Below are 16,648 nucleotides of genomic sequence, written 5' to 3'. Positions count from 1 at the left end.
GGGTAATGGGGTGAGGGCGCTTAATGCTTGCCCGAAATTTGCTTTACTGCGGCTCTCTAACTCATCAGCACGACCAATGAGATCGGTTGCTGAGATCGGTTGCAATAACCTTACGAGTGATGAAAGTCGGTTGTCAACGTCTTGTTGAAGGGGTCGTTCCGAATCTGGGCCGCGCCGGCGTCTAGCAGGCGGCGACGCTATCCATGCTCTGGAAGCAGGCCTCCCGAACAGAAAGTAGGGCATCAGACCCGAGAAGGGCTGCTCTTGGACCTCGGGTCAAAGTGAAAGATGGCCAGGTCCGGCAGTCACGCATCTGCCGGGAGCGGTGTTTCGTTGTTGAAGTCCAGGTACTCCACCCCGGACCACGCGCATTCGAGGCTTCCGTAGGTGCACCAGTATTCGTCCCAGTGCGAGAGTTTCCATTGGTCTCGTTCCAGACCGCGGCGGGTAAGCCGTTCCCGCAGAAGTTCCTGGGGAACCCTTACCCGCACGACTGTGGTCTGGGAAGGTGGCCAGTGAAATTTCTCTGCTGCGCGGGTCAGGAAGTCGGGTACCTGAAAGTAAGCGCCGAATGGGGCATCGATTACTACCGACAGGCCGAGGCGCAGGTTCGCTCCAGTCACGTCCATGAGAGTGTCGTATTCGAGGGGCAGCAGGTTGTCGCGGTAGAAGTCGTTGGATTCCCGGTCGGTGGGGTCGTGTCCTGTTGCTTTCAGGGCGAACTCGACAAATCGTCCGCATACCCTGTCCTTGTCCAGGTAAGCGGCATCGTTCTCTCTTGCCGTTTTCTGGGCAACTGTCGTTTTACCTGAGCCGGCCGGGCCAATGACGATGAAGACGCTGGGGGCGGTCATCGGCGGGCCTCTGCCACCGCTGACAGGAACTCCTTGGCGGCTTTGGTGACGCGGTTGAAGTCGCCATCCGGCTGCCATGCTTTAGTCACGTAGCTGCCGACGCCGACACCTGCGACGCCGGCGGCAAACCATTCGCCTACGTTCTCAAGGGTCACGCCGCCTGCCGGCATGATCGGCAGATGGGCGAGTGGGGCGAGGATGGATTTGACGTAGGGGATGCCTCCGGCTTCGGTGGGGAAAAGCTTGAGGATGTCGGCACCCGCCTCGGCGGAGTTGACCAGCTCAGTTGGCGTGTAGGCGCCGCTGACGGTGGGTATCTGGTACCGGTTCGCTGTCCGGATCATTGCCGGGTTCAGTTGAGGGCTGACAAGGAAGTCAGCGCCGGCGCGGATGCACTCGTAGGCCGAGTGCTCGTCCAGTACCGTTCCGGCGCCGATGGCTACTCCGTTGGGCCTGTGCTTGGCGGCGAGCCTACGGATCACATCGACCGCCCCTGGGATCGAGAGGGTGATTTCAAGGGCTCGGAAGCCTCCGGTGATGGCGGCTTCTGCCACGCGTTCTGCCACTTCAGCGTTCTGGAGGCGGACGATCAGGACGGCGCCGGATTCGTCGATGGTCTGCAGGGTGCGAAGTTTCTTGTACATGCTTGCCTTTCTTGCGCCCCGGCGTGTTGATGTTCCCTATTGCCCGGGCAATGTTGAAGTGTCGTTGACAAACTTTCCCACTATCCATAGTGTTATTGCAACCGATCTCAGCAACCGATCTCATACAAGGGGGTATTGCGGTTGACTCACGTACGCACAATCATTCTGGGTGCTTCCCATTGGCATGTTCCGCTTTGCGCGCCGGCCATTGCCGAAGAGCACGAGGTGATCGGAGTCGGTGACGACGACGTATCCCGCGTCCAGGTGCAGGACCTGGCGGAAGGATGGGGGGCGCCGGTTGAAGCCGACTGGCGGAAGCTGGTTGATCTCCCCGACGTCGGCCTCGCATATGTCTTCGGCCCCCATGACGGTATGGCCGAAAAGTGTCTTGCGTTGATCGAGCGCGGTATTCCGTTCGTTGTGGAGAAGCCGTTGGGCACTTCCCTTGACGAGCTTTCCGCCGTGCGTCAAGCCGCGGAGGCAGCCGGCGTGCCTGCCACCGTCCCCCTGGTCCAGCGCGGTGGACCCACAGAGCAATGGCTTGCCAAGGCAGGCCGGCCCACGTACCAGCGAACCTCGTTCATTGCCGGCCCGCCAGCCCGGTATCTCGACAATGCCAATCCCTGGATGCTCGATCCTGTCAAGGCTGGCGGGGGTTGCCTGGCCAATCTGGGCCCACATTTTGTCGATCTGTTCCTTAGGGGCACGGGTGAGACCGTGGCGCGTGTGGACTCCCGGCTCTCATCGGCTCTTCACAACCAGGCTGTGGAGGATCATGCCAGCCTGATCATCACGACGCCGGAGGGACGCGAAGCCATCGTTGAGGTTGGCTACGCATTCCCTGGTTCGCCGCTTAAGCGCTACTGCAGCTTTACCTCGGTTGGTGAGGCAGGATTCGCATCCGTTGATTCGGACGGCACAGCTACGTTCACGGCACTGGACGGCACCACGGAGGTCGACAAGATCAATGTGGACAGCGACCCACTTTATGCTCCGTTCGTGCGGAGCGTCGCCCGGACGCTGGATGATGGATTCCTGGGCCTGACTACGTTGGCCCAGCTCGAAGACGTCATGCGCCCCATTTGGCAGGCCTATGACAACCAGCACGGAGGAAGAGAACATGTCTGACTTGAGTATCGACGTCGTTGCAAAAGCTGCTGGTGTCCATAGGTCAACGGTCTCCCGGGCTTTCTCACGCCCCGAGGCGGTGAAGAGCGAAACACGCGAGCACATCCTTCGGGTCGCCGAGGGACTCGGCTACACGATGAGTCCACTCGCCCAGGCGCTTCGCCGGAAAACCAGCACGTTCATCCCGCTGATCGTCCCTGACATCACCAACCCGTTCTTCGCTGAACTTGCCAAGACGATGACGCAGGCGGCGGACGAGCGCGGCTACCAGCTGCTGCTCTGCGTCACCAATGGTGACCCTGCCAAGACCGATGGATACTTCACCGCCATGCAGGCCATGTACGCCCCCTTCGGAATTGTGGCTCCATCGACAAAGGTCGATACCGAGGCCATGAAACGCTTCGACTTCGGCCATAAAGTCGTGGTGATCGACCGCGTGGAAGGTGACGACTCCGTTCCCACAGTCACCGTCGACAGTCGCCAGGGAATCAGGCTCGCACTGGACCACCTGCACGCGTTAGGGCACACCTCGATTGGCTACGTATCCGGCATTGCCGGGACGCACACCGCCCAGGACCGGATGGACGCCTATTTGGAGCTGTCCGCCGAGAGCGGCAACGCACCTGTCGTGCTGGACAGCGGGTCGGATCTTGATGCGGGCACGCGCGGGGCAGAACATTACCTGGAGATGGACAATCCTCCAACGGCAATCATCGCCGCCAATGACATGGTGGCCTTTGCGGTCATTTCGGCGCTCGGCCAACGTGGAGTACGGGTACCGGAAGACGTGTCGGTTATCGGGTTCGACGGTCTCGCTCTCGGCGCCCGGTTTAACCCTCCTTTGACGACGGTTCGCCAGCCGATTGCCGACATGGGACACATCGCCATTGAACTGGCTGAGAAGCAGAACGCGGATGGCTCCGTGGACCACATCGTCCTCGAACCTGAGCTTCTGGTCCGCCGCTCCACCTCTGGACCACGCAAATGACCAGGGCGCAGGAGTCAACGCTCCGGCGCCTGCCGGGCCTTCAGCACACAGACCACGTCGGCCTGACGGTTCCAAACCTTGACGAAGGCATCCGGTTCTTCGTCGAAGTCCTCGGAGCCGAAGAGCTCTACCGCTCCGAACGCGGGCCCGATGAAGAATTCATGCCCACAAACTTCGACGTCCCGGCAGATGCCAAGCTCACGCTCGCCATGCTGCGCCTGCCACCAAACCTCAACATTGAGCTTTTCGAATGGAGCAGCACTCAGCGGCGTGGTACCCCGCCGCGGCACTGCGACGCCGGCGGCCACCACCTGTGCTTCGTCGTGGACGACGTCGACGAAGCGATCGCAGTGCTGCAGGCAACACCTGGAGTACGGGTGCTCGGAGAACGCAAGGAAGTTGCCGGCGACAGCCCCCGAGTAGCCGGCAACCGCTGGACCTACTTCATCACCCCATGGGGATTGCTGATGGAAATCGTGGACCGATCCCGCGTCGCAGCCCCGCCCCCGCTGGTCGGTCCCACGGACTGGGCAACACCTCCAAACACTTCCAGAAAGGACATAAACAAATGCGGCTAGCGGGTCACACACTAGGCACCCCGAACCACACGGTTCCCCAAGCACTTGATCTCTTCCGAGCCGCAGGGCTCGATGCAGCCGAGGTCATCTACCAGGATGACTACAAATCAGGGTTGCCATTAGGTGACCGGCGTGCTGCGGTGGAGGCAATGAAGGCGGCCGATACCGCAGGGATACCCATCGTAGGTCTGACGCCTTACACGACCGCCATCAACTCACTGTACGACGCGGAATGGCGCACAGCAGTTGATGAATTTCGCGGCGCCATAGAAACCGCACACCTGCTCGGCGCTGACCGGGTCCGTGTCTATGCCGGTTCCTGGCACCCTGGGGACAACGACCACACGGCGCGTTGGGCAAAACTGCGTGAAGCATTGGAGACCCTGGCGCCCGAAGCTGGCCAGGCGGGCGTTCGCCTCTGCGTGGAAAACCACTTCGGCACCATGACCCAGACCGCGGCGGCCACCGCTGCCCTAGTCCGGGAAATTGACCATCCGGCGGTCCGCGTTCTCTATGACCAGGCGAACCTGACCTTCACGCACGACGAAACGTTCGAACAGGCCTTTGCTGTTCAAGGAGATCTGGTCGGTCACGTGCATGTGAAGGACCTGGTCTTCACGGATCCCAACGCAGCCTTCCGCGCCACGGAAACGGCCCGGGTCAACGCTTCCGAACGGGCTGTCAGGTCGCGCGTGGTCGGAGGCGGCGTCGTTCCATGGTCCGACATCCTCGCCGCGTTGCTGCAGCACGGCTACGACGACGTGCTGAGCATCGAGCTCGAGTACCGCTGGCATCCTCAAGACCTCCCCGCGCCCGAGGACGGATTCCGGGAATCCGCCGCCGTCCTTCGCGCCATGCTCTCTGACCTGACTGAAGTAAGGAACGCCTGATGAACACCAACCGTCTACGCGTCGGAGTTGTCGGCGCGGGCAATATCGCCACCATTGCCCAATTGCCCACCCTCGTGCAACGTGCCGACGTCGAATTGGCCGCCTTGGTGTCCCGCCGGGATGACCCAAGCAGCCTGGTCAGGCGCTGGGGATTCGGCGCCGCCTACAAGACCGTGGAGGACATGGTGGATTCGCAGGAGCTGGATGCAGTCTTCGTGCTGACGCCACGTTCCGAGCACGCCCACGCCGTCCAGCTATGCCTGAGCCATGATGTCGACGTGTTCTGCGAAAAACCCTTGGCTCCGGCAACCGATGAGGCGGAACGTCTGGCAGACCTCGCCGACGAGCGCGGCCGCATCCTGATGGTCGACTTCAACCGCCGCTACGCTCCCGTCTACACTGCCGGCCGGGAAGTTTTCGGTACCAAAGGCGCCACCTTCTGCGTCGCCCAGAAAAACCGCCCCGGCTCCGAATACCGTGCAACATTCGAAAATGCCATCCATATGGTCGATCTCCTCCGCTGGTACTGCGGCGGCGAACCCGAGCACGTCGCCGCCCACGCCGCTGGTGACGACCCCTGGGAAGAAGACGGCGTCGCAGCAACCATCCGCTTCAGCACCGGGAACACGGGCGTCCTGATGGCCGCCCGCACAGCAGGAGCGTGGAACGAGAAGTTGGATGCCTATGGTGACGGAAAGACAGTAGAGGTCAGGGCGCCCGAAACGGTCTCGACCACAGTCAAGGGCGTCACCACATCCCGGGAACTCAGCGCAGAGGCGTATGGCTGGGCTACTGCGACGGACACTCTCGGATTTTCCGCCGCCGTTAACCATTTCCTGGACCGCGTCGCTGACAGGCAACAGCCACTGACCTCAGGCCGTGAAGCCGTTCACACCCAACGATTGCTCGACCGGATCCTCGCCGCTTCCGGGCTCCCGACAGAGGAACAAGCCGGCCGGGAATGGGCCAGCCACGCAGTGAACGGAAGCTGAACAACCAAGCTCGCCCATCCTTCGGGTTAGGTCTTGCACCGAGAACTGTTGAAACCACGGCCTCCACAAGCCGCTGAGCATAGGGAGGCACAAAATAGCTCCAAACCGCCTCCACCAGAGCAACCCGAAAATCGGGGGAGCGGGACGACAACCGCTGCGCGGCCGGCTCACCCCTCTCGTTGGTATCCTGCTGGTCGCGTTCAGCGCCAGACAGGCGGTTTCGGCGGTATCCCCACTCCTTGGTCCAATAAGCGGTGACCTACCCCTCGACGCCGTGACGACCGGGATCCTTGGTATGCTGCCGACCGCCGGCTTCGCAGCGATGGGCTTCCTGGCTGTCCCTCTGATCCGCCGTACCCAGCCCGAACACCTGCTGCTGGTGTCAATCCTGCTGACAACACTCGGCCAGATCGGACGCGCACTGGGGTCGACTACCCTCGCCTTTTTGGTGTTCACCTGTGTCGCCATGCTGGGGATCGGGGTGGTAAATGTGGTGATTCCGCCGCTGTTGATGAAGTATTTCCCCGATAAAATCGGGATCCTCCCTGCCCTCCACGTGACACTCCTCGCCGTCAGCACCGCCGTGGCCGCCCAAGCCGCCATACCCTTGGCGGGTATGTATGGCTGGCGGTTCTCCATCGGTATCTGGGCGGTAATCAGCGCCGCCGCAACGGTACCCTGGCTGACGGTCCTTGCGGGCAGGCGTACGGCTGCCCGCGTCAGGAAACCGCCAACCAGCGAAGTACCGCCGCCCCGCACCAGCGTGATCAAGCCCTGGAGATCATCGATTGGCTGGGGTACGGCACTAATCTTCGCGGGTTGCTCGAGCAACACGTTTGCTGCCCTTACATGGCTTCCGGTTGTTGTTATAGACAGAGGGATGAGTCCGGGAACCGCCGGGTTCATGTTGGCGCTCTATTCCATCCTCGGCCTGCCGGTCGGCCTTGTTGTGCCTTTTGCTGTGGCAAGGATGCCTCGCCCGCTACCTATCGCAATCCTGTTCGTCGTCACGTTCTCGGTCGGCTATGGAGGCATCATCTTTGCTCCGATAACTTCTGCCGCAGTGTGGGTAGCCATCGCCGGGCTTGGTCAGGGCGCATACTCCTTCGTGTTTACCATGATCAATAAGCGAGCACGAACACAAACCGGGTCGGGGGTACTGTCCGGGTTCGCCCAGGGAGTCGGCTACACCCTCGCAAGCCTCGGCCCATTCCTTTTTGGTCTCCTGCATCAGCCAGGGGACCACTGGCTACCCTCGTTCGGCATGCTCGGAGCCTGGCTCCTCGTGCTTACCGTGGGAGCCCTGATGATCAACAGACCGCGCGAGCTTGAGGATGCCTTCCCGGGCGAGACCGCCAGGCACTCAACAGAGCAAGACACTGACGCGGTGCCCGGCTCCAGCTGCTCACAAAGTCGACATCATCTTCGCTGACAACCCAGAACGCCAGTACTCCAAAGCCTGAGCCAAATAATTCCTTGACAGACCCTTTTCGCCATCCTATGTTTATTGCAACCGATCTCAGCAACCGATCTCATTTCTACTGATATGAATGCAACCGATCTCAAAGGAGAGACGCAATGATCAAAAGTGCAGGTTCTTTGACTGCTGTTGCCCTGGCCGCGGCACTGCTGACAGGCTGCTCAAGCAGCAATCCGGGCGACGCCGGCAACAACAGTGAAGCCGGTCCCGTGACGTTGACGTACTGGGACTTCATGGACCCGAGCCAGAACAACCCCCGGTCCGCGGCGCTGAAGCAGAACATCGAGAACTTCGAGAAGGAAAATCCCAACATCCATGTCCAGCTTTCGACGGTTTCCTTCGGCGACATGATCAGCAGGCTCCCGCAGGCGGCAGCAGCGGGTCAGACGCCGGACGTTGTGAAGATGTACGCACCGGTGGTTCCACAGATGGCTGCCGCCCAGGTCTATCAGCCGCTTCCAGGGGAGGCCAAGCAGATCACCGACTGGCTGCGCCCGGTGGATAAGCTGGCGGACAAGGATGGAAAACAGGTAGCCGTGCCGTACGACTACCGCACCTGCACCCTCTATTACAACGACAAGATCCTCAAGCAGATCGGAGCGGCAGTACCCACGACATGGGACCAGGTCGCGGACGTAGCTGGAAAAGCAGCAGCCGCCGGTTATACGGGGTTTGGGACGGGATTCTCCGGCGTCGACAACTCGGCGATCATCTCGACCTTCTTTGATTGCTTCATGAGTCAGGTGGGGCAGGAAGTCTCAGGTCAGGACGGCAAAGCCACCTTCAACACTGAGAAGGGCAAGGAATTCGCCGACTTCCTTGTCAAGCTCAAAAAAGCCGGAGGCATGTCCAAGAGTGTGGTGGGGGACCAGTACTCCACAGTCAATGACGGTCTCCAAAACGGCACTGTGTCGATGGCCGTCCTTGGAACTGAACGCCTGTTGACCCTGCAGAAGGCGAACCCGGACATCAAGTCCTCCACCCTGCCCAAGACCTCAAACGGCTCGGATACCGGATCGACATTCGGCTGGACGCTTGGCATCGGTGCCGGGAGCAAGCATGCCCAGGCCGCTTGGAAGTTCATTGAGTACATGACCGGCCCGAAAGCCGGGGCAGTCATGGCAACCGGAGGTGACGTACCCACTCGCTCCGCGACCTTCAAGGATCCCTACTTCACCACTCTCGGGGCCAAGACCGTGCTGGACGTCAGTAAATTCGTCGAGCAGCACAGCGAGCCACACCCCTACCCGGACAACTGGATTGCTATCGCGGGGGGCCTCGCCGGCGCCGGCCAGGAGCTGTACCTCAACAACCGTTCAGCGGACGAGTTCATGAAGATTGCCCAGGACGCGGCCAACAAGTGAGCCTCGGTCCGGACTGGAATAACGACGGAACAGCCCTGGCCCCAGGAAAGCGAACCTCATGTCAGTGACACAAGTACAACGCACAGCGCGGAGTATCAAACCCCGAATCCGGGCTTCCCGGAAAGACCGCGCTGTCTGGCTCTACGTCGTCCCGGTCGTAGCGGTCTTCCTCTTCGTCTTCGTCGGGCCCCTGGTCTTCACAGCCTGGACTGCCCTCCACGAAACCACGTACTACCAGATCAAAGAATTCTCCGGTCTGAATTCGTTCACGAAGCTCTTCTCAGACAAGGACCTTCCCAAACAGATCGGCACCACCCTTGCCTTCTCACTTGGTGCGCTGGCCATCGCCGTGCCGCTGGGGTTTGCCTCTGCAATGGTCTTGAACAAGATCATCCGCTTCAAGCGGACGGTCCGGAGCCTGTTCCTGCTTCCTTGGCTGATGTCCCAAGCCACCGTCGGCACACTGTGGCTGTGGTTCCTCAACCCCAACTACGGTCCGGGCACGGCCATCACTAAGGCTCTTGGTTTCGGACCCACGGACGTGTTCTCATCGCCTGGTTCGGCCCTTGTGGCCGTGACCCTCATCACCGCATGGTGGTCTTACCCCCAAGCCATGGTCCTCTTCCTCGGGGCTCTGCAGACCGTTCCCATGGAACTTTACGAGAGCCTTCGCGTCGACGGAGGGAATGCCTGGCAGGGGTTTGTGAACATCACGCTGCCCTTCCTCCGGAACACCATCGTCTCGGTCGTGGTCGTCCTGATGATGCTTTATGTGCAGATGGTGACCATCATCCTGGTCACCACGCGCGGCGGCCCGCTTGGCGGTACCGAAACGCTCTCCATGCGCGTATTCAACAAGACGTTCCAGAACTTCGACCTGTCGGGAGCTTCGGCAACGGCCATCCTGCTCTTCGCGATCAACATCGCCCTGACCCTGGTAGCAATCCGCTTCCGACGGAAGGACACCCTGTGACTGCCACTATCCCCGCCCGACGCCGACGCCCGGGGCAGATTCTGCAACGGTTACCCATTTGGGCCGTTATTACCGTGACCGCTGCCCTGGTGCTGCCACCCATCCTGTGGATCTTGTCGACGTCCCTGAAGACTGAAGCCAATACGGTGGCTTTCCCGCCGGTATGGATCCCCGACCCGGTCTCCTTCGGCAGCTACGGCGGGCTGTTTACCTCCGCCAATATTCGCTTCTTTGCGAACTCACTCATCTACGCCGTCGGGTCAATCGTCTTGGCCTTGGCTGTGTGCATACCTGCAGCGTATGTCGCCACCCGCTTCCGCGGCCGCCGAATGGAGGCCCTCATGACGGCAATCCTCGTGCTGTCCATGGTCCCTGGTGTCGTCGTTTTCATTGCGCTCTATTCGATGTTCGTCAAAACGTCCCTCATCAACACCTACCCTCTGCTGATCGTGGTCTACACGGGCATCATCTGCGGACAAACGATCCTGTTCCTGCGGAACTTCATCGAAAACATCCCCGTTGAGATCGAGGAAGCAGCGGCGATCGATGGCTGCAGCCGGCGCCAAATCCTCCTGCGGATCGTATTGCCCCTGATCCGTCCTGGTATAGCAGCCGTTGCAATCTTCATCTTCGTGTTCGTCTGGAACGACTTCCTTGTCGGAACCGTCCTCGCAACAACCGAGGACATGAAGACCGTGCAGAACGGCATCGTCCGCTACATCTCCACCGGCTTCGGCAACTTCTGGGCCTCCTTCGGCGCCTTCGTCATCGTCGCCTTCGTGCCCGTCCTGGGCATCTTCGCCATATTCCAACGCTGGTTCATCGCAGGCCTGACCTCGGGAGGCGTCAAATCATGACCGTAACGGAACAGGCTCCCCGGGTCGCCGTCGTTGGAGCAGCCGGCTGGGCCGGATCACGACACGCACGAGCATTCGCCGCAGCCGGTGCCAACGTCGTCTTCCTTGTTGACAAGGACCACCGCGCCTACCCACTCGCCCAGGAACTGGGCGCAGTGCTGCTACCCAGCACAGAGACACTCCGCCCCGAGGACCTGGACCTAGTCGTCGTTGCCCTCCCAACCACCATGCAACCGGACGTTTGCGCAGACCTTCTCAGCAGGGGATTGCGTGTCCTGACCGAAAAACCGGTAGCCGCAGACGCAGAGGGCGCCGCCGTCCTGGCCGCTGCATCCGGCGTCAGCGAACGCCTCATGGTCGGGTACACGCTCCACCAGCACCCCGCCGCACCGGTTGTCTCTCAATGGGTCAGGGACCACGACGTGGTCGCCGTGTCCGTCCGCTCCGTGGCCCATAAACAGAAGGTCGACTCGTGGCGCGCCGACCCGAAGGAGGGCGGCGTCGCCGTCATCAACGGCATTCACGCCATCGAACTAGTCTCCTCCTGGTTCGATGGCGACCCGAGAGTACTGGCCACCAGCGCCAGCAGCAGCCTGTACGGCTCGCCGGTACCAGAACACGTCGTCGCCACCCTCGAATTTCCTGAGGGCACGGTGTTTAACCTTCAGAGCTACTGGTCTCCCTGGCAGGAGTCTCAAGGTCTCAACCAAGGGGACTGGAGCCTCACCATCGATGTCCTGGCAAGCACCGGCCGGATGCTGTGGTCCAACGATTCCCTCCACGCGTGGGAACGGGACGGCAGCCAGTACGAGAAGACCTTCGATCCCTCGGACCTCTTCCTTCGCCAGGCCGAGTCGGCTCTGAGGTTCTGCTCGGGTGAAACCCCTGCAGTCACATTCGCCCAGGCACTCCGCGCCACCGAAATCGCCGATGCCCTCCTGGCAGCTGTAGCCTCCCGAGCTAAGGACGAGCTCGCCCCGTAGCATCATCAAACCTGACCACATGGCGACCGGCCGAACCGAGCAATCTCAACTAAGGAAATGAACATGAAACGATCACCTCACACTCCAGCCGCGGGGGGACCGCGGTGCACCCACATTCATGGAAGCGATATCAAATGAGCCTCAAAGACCAGGTGGTTCTGGTAACCGGATCCAGCGGCGGAATCGGCGACGCCGCTGTCAGCGCACTCAAAGCTGCAGGCGCCATCGTCGTTGGCGCTGACCGTTCCCCCAAAGAGGACCAGCCCTTGGAGGCGTTCTACCCCCTCGACATCACCTCGGAACAGCAATGCGCAGCCGCAATCCAGGACATCGCATCCAAACACGGCCGCATTGATGTCCTGATCCACGCAGCGGGAGTGCTCGGCCCCACCCCCGGCATTATGGAGACAACAACCGAAGAGTTCGACTCCATTCTGAGGATCAACGCCTCCGCGACCTTCACGATGGTGCGGGAAACAGCCAAATCGATGCTCGAGTCCGGCACCGCCGGCGCCATCGTGGTCCTGTCCTCCGTTGCGGCCAAGGAAGCACGCCTCAACTACCTGCCGTACAACGCGAGCAAGCTAGCGGTACTTCACATCATGTGGTCATTCGCCGAGCTGCTCGGGCCCAACGGCATCTCCGTTAACGCCATCGCACCAGGCCCGGTGAACACACCCATGTGGGCACAATTCGCGAAAGACTCCGGACCGGACGCGGCTGCCAACCGGGCGAAGCGGGCCGCACAACTGCCGATGCGCCGGTTCGCCGAACCCGACGAAGTCGCCCGCGCCATCCTCTTCCTCGCCGATCCCGACAACCGCTACATCACAGGCGTTTCCCTCGATGTGGCAGGCGGAGCACACCTGGGAATCGGAACCTGAAACCAACCGGCACGGGGCTTCTCACATGCCGTCGCCCAGCGCTGCTATGCCTATGCCCCCAACCCATCCAATATCAACGCTTCAAGGCTGGTCTCATCTCCTGGAAAGTAATTCAACAATCGGAGACGAGTAGGAAGGCCTTGACCCAAGGAGACACTTAATGCGACATCATCACACTGCCCTGCACGTAACGGATATGGAGCGCAGCGCGCGATTCTACGTGGATGGCCTTGGACTGACCCGCTTGGATGCGTGGACGTCGGGACCATACATCGGCGAACTTTACGGCCGTCCCAACGTAAAGGTCAAAGCCATGCTTCTCGCTACCGGTGACGGAGCCTTCCGGCTGGAACTTGCCCATGCCGAGCCTCTACTGCCCGCAGTCGACCCATCAGAGGCGCAGCCGGGCACAGCACACCTTGCCTTCACAGATATCGACGTACGGCAGGTTTACGCCAAGATGACAGCTCTTGGTTACGAGGCGGTATCCGAACCCGTTGCCCCGGCCTCAGGCCCCATTGCAGGCGGGTGGCTGGTCTACCTCCTCGATCCAGACGGAAATCGGGTGGAGCTCATTCAGGCGCCCGACTGGCAGGGAAGCGACAAGTCTTGAGCCATCGGGACCCAGAAGAACATGCCCGGAATCCTCGGACGCCAGGTGAGGATATCGGGCCGTAGACGATACGCAAGAAAACAGGGGCTACTTGACGGTTCGGACGAAAAGCCGCCGTCACGCATCAAACCTCTAGGCGCCCGCTCATGGTGCCGGTCCAAACCTTTGAAGGGAACCTCGTGAGTCCAGCAGCCCGATCCATGATTCCCGAGCAGAGGCACCAGGAAATCCTCCGCCTCCTGCGGCAGGAGGGCATTCTGAGTGTCCGCGGCCTCACGGCCTATATGAATGTCTCTCACATGACGGTCCGTCGTGACATCACTGCCCTGGAGTCCACTGGCCAAGTGAGCTCAGTCCGTGGTGGTGTTCGGCTCACAAAGCAGCACGGCCAGAAACCTGCAGGGGAACCCAAACTTCGGGCCCGACCCGGAGCCCCGCGCGAAAAGGCGATTGCCAAGCTCGCAGCCCAATCAATAAAGGATGACATGGTTGTCTTCCTCGACGCCGGCACCGCGTGTCGATCACTCGTGCCCTTCCTCGCCGCGCGCCGGCACCTTACCGTAGTAACCAACGACTTCCACATCGTCACAAGCTTGTTCGCCTACCCGAACATAGAAACCATCCACACTGGCGGAGCAGTGGACCCGGCGAGCGCTTCCAGTCAGGGGCCCCTCGCCACCGAAGCGCTCAAATTCGTCAACATTGATTTGTCCTTCCTCAGCAGCCGGACGTGGAACATTTCCAGGGGCCTCATGGCACCTTCCATGGACGAAATCGAGGTAAAACGGGCAGCCCTCAAAGCGTCGTCCTCGAGGTTCCTACTCGCGGACAGCACCACGTTCGGCACCGTCTCCCTTTTCAACGTTGCACCTTTGCAGATGCTCGATGCTGTCGTAACCGACGATCGACTACCACTAGACGTGCAAAACAATATCCGACAACTCGGGGTTACCGTCCGCTTGGCTACTTTCGGCGAAGGAGGCCCAAGTCCACTCGCGTACGCAACCGAAAGGGGGCCCGGTGGTAACGCGCGATCCTGAGCGGCAGGCGTCACAGGGCAACGGCGGTGCCGGTATCAGTCATGTTGTCCGAGCGCCCGGTTGGCGGGGGAAGATAAGCAGCGTGCTCGTGGCGGTGGCGAGGAGTTCACCGCTGGCGGTGCTGAGGCGCCCTTCGGTGAATATCACCCGCGGGCCGGATTTTACGACTGACCCCTCCGCACGAAGTTCACCCTTGTTGAGCGTGATTGGTCGCAGGTACTTGACCGCCAGATCGATAGAGGTGTAGCCGATCCCGACTTCCAAGGTACTGTGTGCTGCGCAGCCGAGCACCGTGTCGAGGAGCGTGCAGGCCAGGCCGCCGTGCACCATTCCGAGGGGGTTGTAGTGCGCTTCTCCCGGCCAGCACTGGAACTCGACGTGTCCGTACCTCGCATCGACGAGATCGAAATTCATGAGGGAAGCGATCGGCGGCGGCGCAATGCTGCCGTCGCGGAGGCCGGAAAAGTAGTCCAGACCCGACAGCCGTGGCAGCTGTTCGAGCGCGATTGCCGGATCAATCCAGGTGAAGGTTTCCGACCGTTCCGCTGGGTTGTTGGTTGACATGAGGTTTCCTCCTAATTTTTGGTGAGCCCGTAATCGCCTCGCTCGAGCCCATGGAACAACCACCGCGCGACTTCCCAGGGGAGGCCTTGGGGCATCTCAGCCCTTAGCCCAGAACCCGACGGCGGCCGAACGGGTACGTGCGTGTACACCGGCGAGGCTCGTGAGGGCGCAAAGGCCCGCTCACCGCCTACGGATGCGTTAGATCCGCTTCTGGGATTTTCGGGTTCGGCTGTGACTCGGCAGACTTGGTGCGGTTTACGCGGGCCACCGAGCGGAGCAACACCAGGCCGAAGCCCGCTGCCGCCCAAAGCGCGAGGACGCCAAGCGATGACCATGCGGCCGTTCCGTTGAAGTAGCCGTAGTCATTGACGGCTCGGACCGCTGCGCCGGGGGGAAGAATCGCTGAGACCGCTTGCCCCCACGAGGGCAGGATGTCGTAGCCGATGGTCGCTCCGCTGACGGCGTTGCCTACGATGGTTAGCGTGATGACTGCTAGGGCGATCCCCGCAGCTCCCAGCCAGGCGCCGAGCGCCTTGGTCGTGAACGCGACCGACGCGGAGAGCAGCGCGAGAGTTGCCGCGAGCAGCGGCCACGGGGCCGTCAGGGCTCCGAGGATGGGGCCGGCGATTGTTGCCCCGACGACGCCGATCAGTACGGCGAATCCGCCCATGGCATACAGGCGGTGGCGCAGCCTGATCTTGTCAGCGGCCCCGGTGAGACCTTGCGCCAGAACAAATGACGAGAGTGTGACGCCGAATACGACGTAGAAGGCAGATAGCCCTCGGCTGTCGTACTGCGCCAGCGGCACGAGGTCTTTCTCCTGCAGGGTAAGCCCGGCATGGTCCGCTACGCCATGGACCAGAGCGCGGGCCGCTCCGCTCTCGCTGAGGCCCTTTGCGCCGGCGTAGTCGAACTGCAACGTGGTTGGCGCGGTCAGGGCCATCGCCGCAACCGCGTCGCCATTTTGAACCATCTGGGTGCCTGCGTTGAGCGAGGTGACCTCGGTCACCGTGACGGCGTCGCCCAGTCCCTTTTGAGTTGCCGTGGCGAGCGGTTCGCCCACTACAGCCAGCGGCAAGTGCAACGGTGCGGGGCTGCGCTGAATGCCGACGTAGATGGCGATGAAGGCCGTACCAATGATGAGCCCGGTAAGAACCAGGGCTATCCACGCGCTGTGCTGAGTTCCGGGAGCGGCATTCCCGGCCCGGGCTGGATGGGGAAATGACATCTTCAGGGCTTCCTCGACTAGAATGGTTTGAATATCAAACCGAGGCAATCGTACAGGAGGCGGTTTGAAAAACAAACCATCGAAAGACTCACTCGCCGTTGCTCTTGGCGCGATCGATGACCGGTGGTCGCTCCACATCGTTCGCGCGCTGGCGTTCGGCGCGTCGCGGTACACCGAAATATTGCGTGCCGTGGGAGCGCCAAGGGACATCCTTGCATCGCGTTTGAAAAAGCTCACGGAGTCCGGGATCGTCCAACAGCGGTTGTCGGAAAGCAGCGGGGGCTCCGGGTATGAACTCACCCAAAAAGGAAGGGATTTGGGCCAGGTCATCTTGGTTCTGAAGCGCTGGGGTGACGCATACCGGGACGCGGACGTTCCGGTAGTCGAGTTTGTGCATGATGCGTGCGGCGAAATGTTTGTGGCTGAGGTGCGCTGCGAAGCTTGCGGAAGGCCTGTCAAGTCAGGAGAGCTCTCTGTCCGCCACCCGGAGGAGGCCTGCTAGCCGGCCAGCGATCGGACGCGGGGTGCCCGCCCGATCGCCGCCGAACACACCACGCCACGCAGCCGGAATTCACGGCTTGTGAGCGC

Annotated in this window: 18 protein-coding genes; 14 read left to right on the top strand and 4 right to left on the bottom strand. The window is 61.3% G+C overall.

Annotated elements, in window-relative coordinates; genetic code table 11:
* Positions 1-305: 305 nt before the first annotated feature.
* Entirely contained in the window at positions 306-854 is a 549-nt protein-coding gene (locus AC3WJU_RS06450; protein ID WP_059389056.1) for a P-loop nucleotide/nucleoside kinase family protein, read from the bottom strand.
* Positions 851-1,498, bottom strand: coding sequence for a bifunctional 4-hydroxy-2-oxoglutarate aldolase/2-dehydro-3-deoxy-phosphogluconate aldolase (locus AC3WJU_RS06445; RefSeq protein ID WP_492259467.1), 648 nt, complete (start codon positions 1,496-1,498; stop codon positions 851-853). Before AC3WJU_RS06445 ends, AC3WJU_RS06450 begins: the two co-directional genes overlap by 4 nt.
* A gap of 141 nt (positions 1,499-1,639) precedes the next feature.
* On the opposite strand from AC3WJU_RS06445, the gene AC3WJU_RS06440 reads away from it, so the two are divergent.
* The 13 genes from AC3WJU_RS06440 to AC3WJU_RS06380 all read left to right on the top strand — a co-directional run bounded on the left by AC3WJU_RS06440 (position 1,640) and on the right by AC3WJU_RS06380 (position 14,268).
* Positions 1,640-2,626, top strand: coding sequence for a Gfo/Idh/MocA family protein (locus tag AC3WJU_RS06440; RefSeq protein ID WP_492259466.1), 987 nt, complete (start codon positions 1,640-1,642; stop codon positions 2,624-2,626).
* Complete coding sequence (locus AC3WJU_RS06435) at positions 2,619-3,614, top strand: LacI family DNA-binding transcriptional regulator (protein WP_059389053.1); 996 nt, start codon at positions 2,619-2,621, stop codon at positions 3,612-3,614. The genes AC3WJU_RS06440 and AC3WJU_RS06435 overlap by 8 nt, the downstream gene beginning before the upstream one ends.
* Positions 3,611-4,192: a VOC family protein gene (locus tag AC3WJU_RS06430; protein WP_059389052.1), complete on the top strand. Its 582-nt coding sequence runs from the start codon at positions 3,611-3,613 to the stop codon at positions 4,190-4,192. Before AC3WJU_RS06435 ends, AC3WJU_RS06430 begins: the two co-directional genes overlap by 4 nt.
* Positions 4,183-5,082 (top strand): sugar phosphate isomerase/epimerase family protein, encoded by a 900-nt coding sequence (locus tag AC3WJU_RS06425; RefSeq protein ID WP_059389051.1) that lies wholly within the window; start codon positions 4,183-4,185, stop codon positions 5,080-5,082. Before AC3WJU_RS06430 ends, AC3WJU_RS06425 begins: the two co-directional genes overlap by 10 nt.
* On the top strand, positions 5,082-6,074 hold the full coding sequence (locus tag AC3WJU_RS06420) for a Gfo/Idh/MocA family protein (protein WP_059389050.1): 993 nt from the start codon (positions 5,082-5,084) through the stop codon (positions 6,072-6,074). Before AC3WJU_RS06425 ends, AC3WJU_RS06420 begins: the two co-directional genes overlap by 1 nt.
* 94 nt (positions 6,075-6,168) lie before the next feature.
* Positions 6,169-7,506: an MFS transporter gene (locus AC3WJU_RS06415; protein ID WP_492259499.1), complete on the top strand. Its 1,338-nt coding sequence runs from the start codon at positions 6,169-6,171 to the stop codon at positions 7,504-7,506.
* 146 nt (positions 7,507-7,652) lie between these two features.
* Positions 7,653-8,918 (top strand): ABC transporter substrate-binding protein, encoded by a 1,266-nt coding sequence (locus AC3WJU_RS06410; protein WP_059389049.1) that lies wholly within the window; start codon positions 7,653-7,655, stop codon positions 8,916-8,918.
* Positions 8,919-8,982: 64 nt separating this feature from the next.
* Positions 8,983-9,891 carry a carbohydrate ABC transporter permease gene (locus AC3WJU_RS06405; protein ID WP_492259465.1) on the top strand — a complete coding sequence of 303 codons (909 nt, stop codon included), beginning with the start codon at positions 8,983-8,985 and terminating at the stop codon, positions 9,889-9,891.
* On the top strand, positions 9,888-10,748 hold the full coding sequence (locus tag AC3WJU_RS06400) for a carbohydrate ABC transporter permease (protein ID WP_148667593.1): 861 nt from the start codon (positions 9,888-9,890) through the stop codon (positions 10,746-10,748). The genes AC3WJU_RS06405 and AC3WJU_RS06400 overlap by 4 nt, the downstream gene beginning before the upstream one ends.
* A complete protein-coding gene (locus AC3WJU_RS06395) occupies positions 10,745-11,731 on the top strand; it encodes a Gfo/Idh/MocA family protein (RefSeq protein ID WP_284991686.1) in 987 nt (328 codons plus the stop codon). The genes AC3WJU_RS06400 and AC3WJU_RS06395 overlap by 4 nt, the downstream gene beginning before the upstream one ends.
* A 134-nt stretch (positions 11,732-11,865) precedes the next feature.
* Entirely contained in the window at positions 11,866-12,615 is a 750-nt protein-coding gene (locus AC3WJU_RS06390; protein WP_284991687.1) for an SDR family NAD(P)-dependent oxidoreductase, read from the top strand.
* Between the two features lie 160 nt (positions 12,616-12,775).
* A complete protein-coding gene (locus tag AC3WJU_RS06385; RefSeq protein ID WP_059389046.1) occupies positions 12,776-13,228 on the top strand; it encodes a VOC family protein in 453 nt (150 codons plus the stop codon).
* Positions 13,229-13,407: 179 nt separating this feature from the next.
* Positions 13,408-14,268: a DeoR/GlpR family DNA-binding transcription regulator gene (locus tag AC3WJU_RS06380; protein ID WP_284991688.1), complete on the top strand. Its 861-nt coding sequence runs from the start codon at positions 13,408-13,410 to the stop codon at positions 14,266-14,268.
* 39 nt (positions 14,269-14,307) lie between these two features.
* Here the strand turns inward: AC3WJU_RS06380 and AC3WJU_RS06375 are convergent, their stop codons facing one another.
* Positions 14,308-14,832, bottom strand: a complete 525-nt coding sequence (locus tag AC3WJU_RS06375; RefSeq protein WP_059389045.1) for a PaaI family thioesterase — start codon at positions 14,830-14,832, stop codon at positions 14,308-14,310.
* A gap of 187 nt (positions 14,833-15,019) precedes the next feature.
* Positions 15,020-16,060, bottom strand: a complete 1,041-nt coding sequence (locus AC3WJU_RS06370; protein WP_492259464.1) for a hypothetical protein — start codon at positions 16,058-16,060, stop codon at positions 15,020-15,022.
* Positions 16,061-16,124: 64 nt separating this feature from the next.
* Between AC3WJU_RS06370 and AC3WJU_RS06365 the strand changes: the two genes are divergently transcribed.
* Positions 16,125-16,562 (top strand): winged helix-turn-helix transcriptional regulator, encoded by a 438-nt coding sequence (locus AC3WJU_RS06365; protein ID WP_059389043.1) that lies wholly within the window; start codon positions 16,125-16,127, stop codon positions 16,560-16,562.
* The last annotated feature ends 86 nt before the right edge of the window (positions 16,563-16,648 follow it).

Source organism: Arthrobacter sp. FW306-1B-F12A (genome assembly GCF_058781865.1).
Note: the sequence above shows the minus strand (reverse complement) of the source record. Positions and strands in the feature narration are given on the sequence as shown.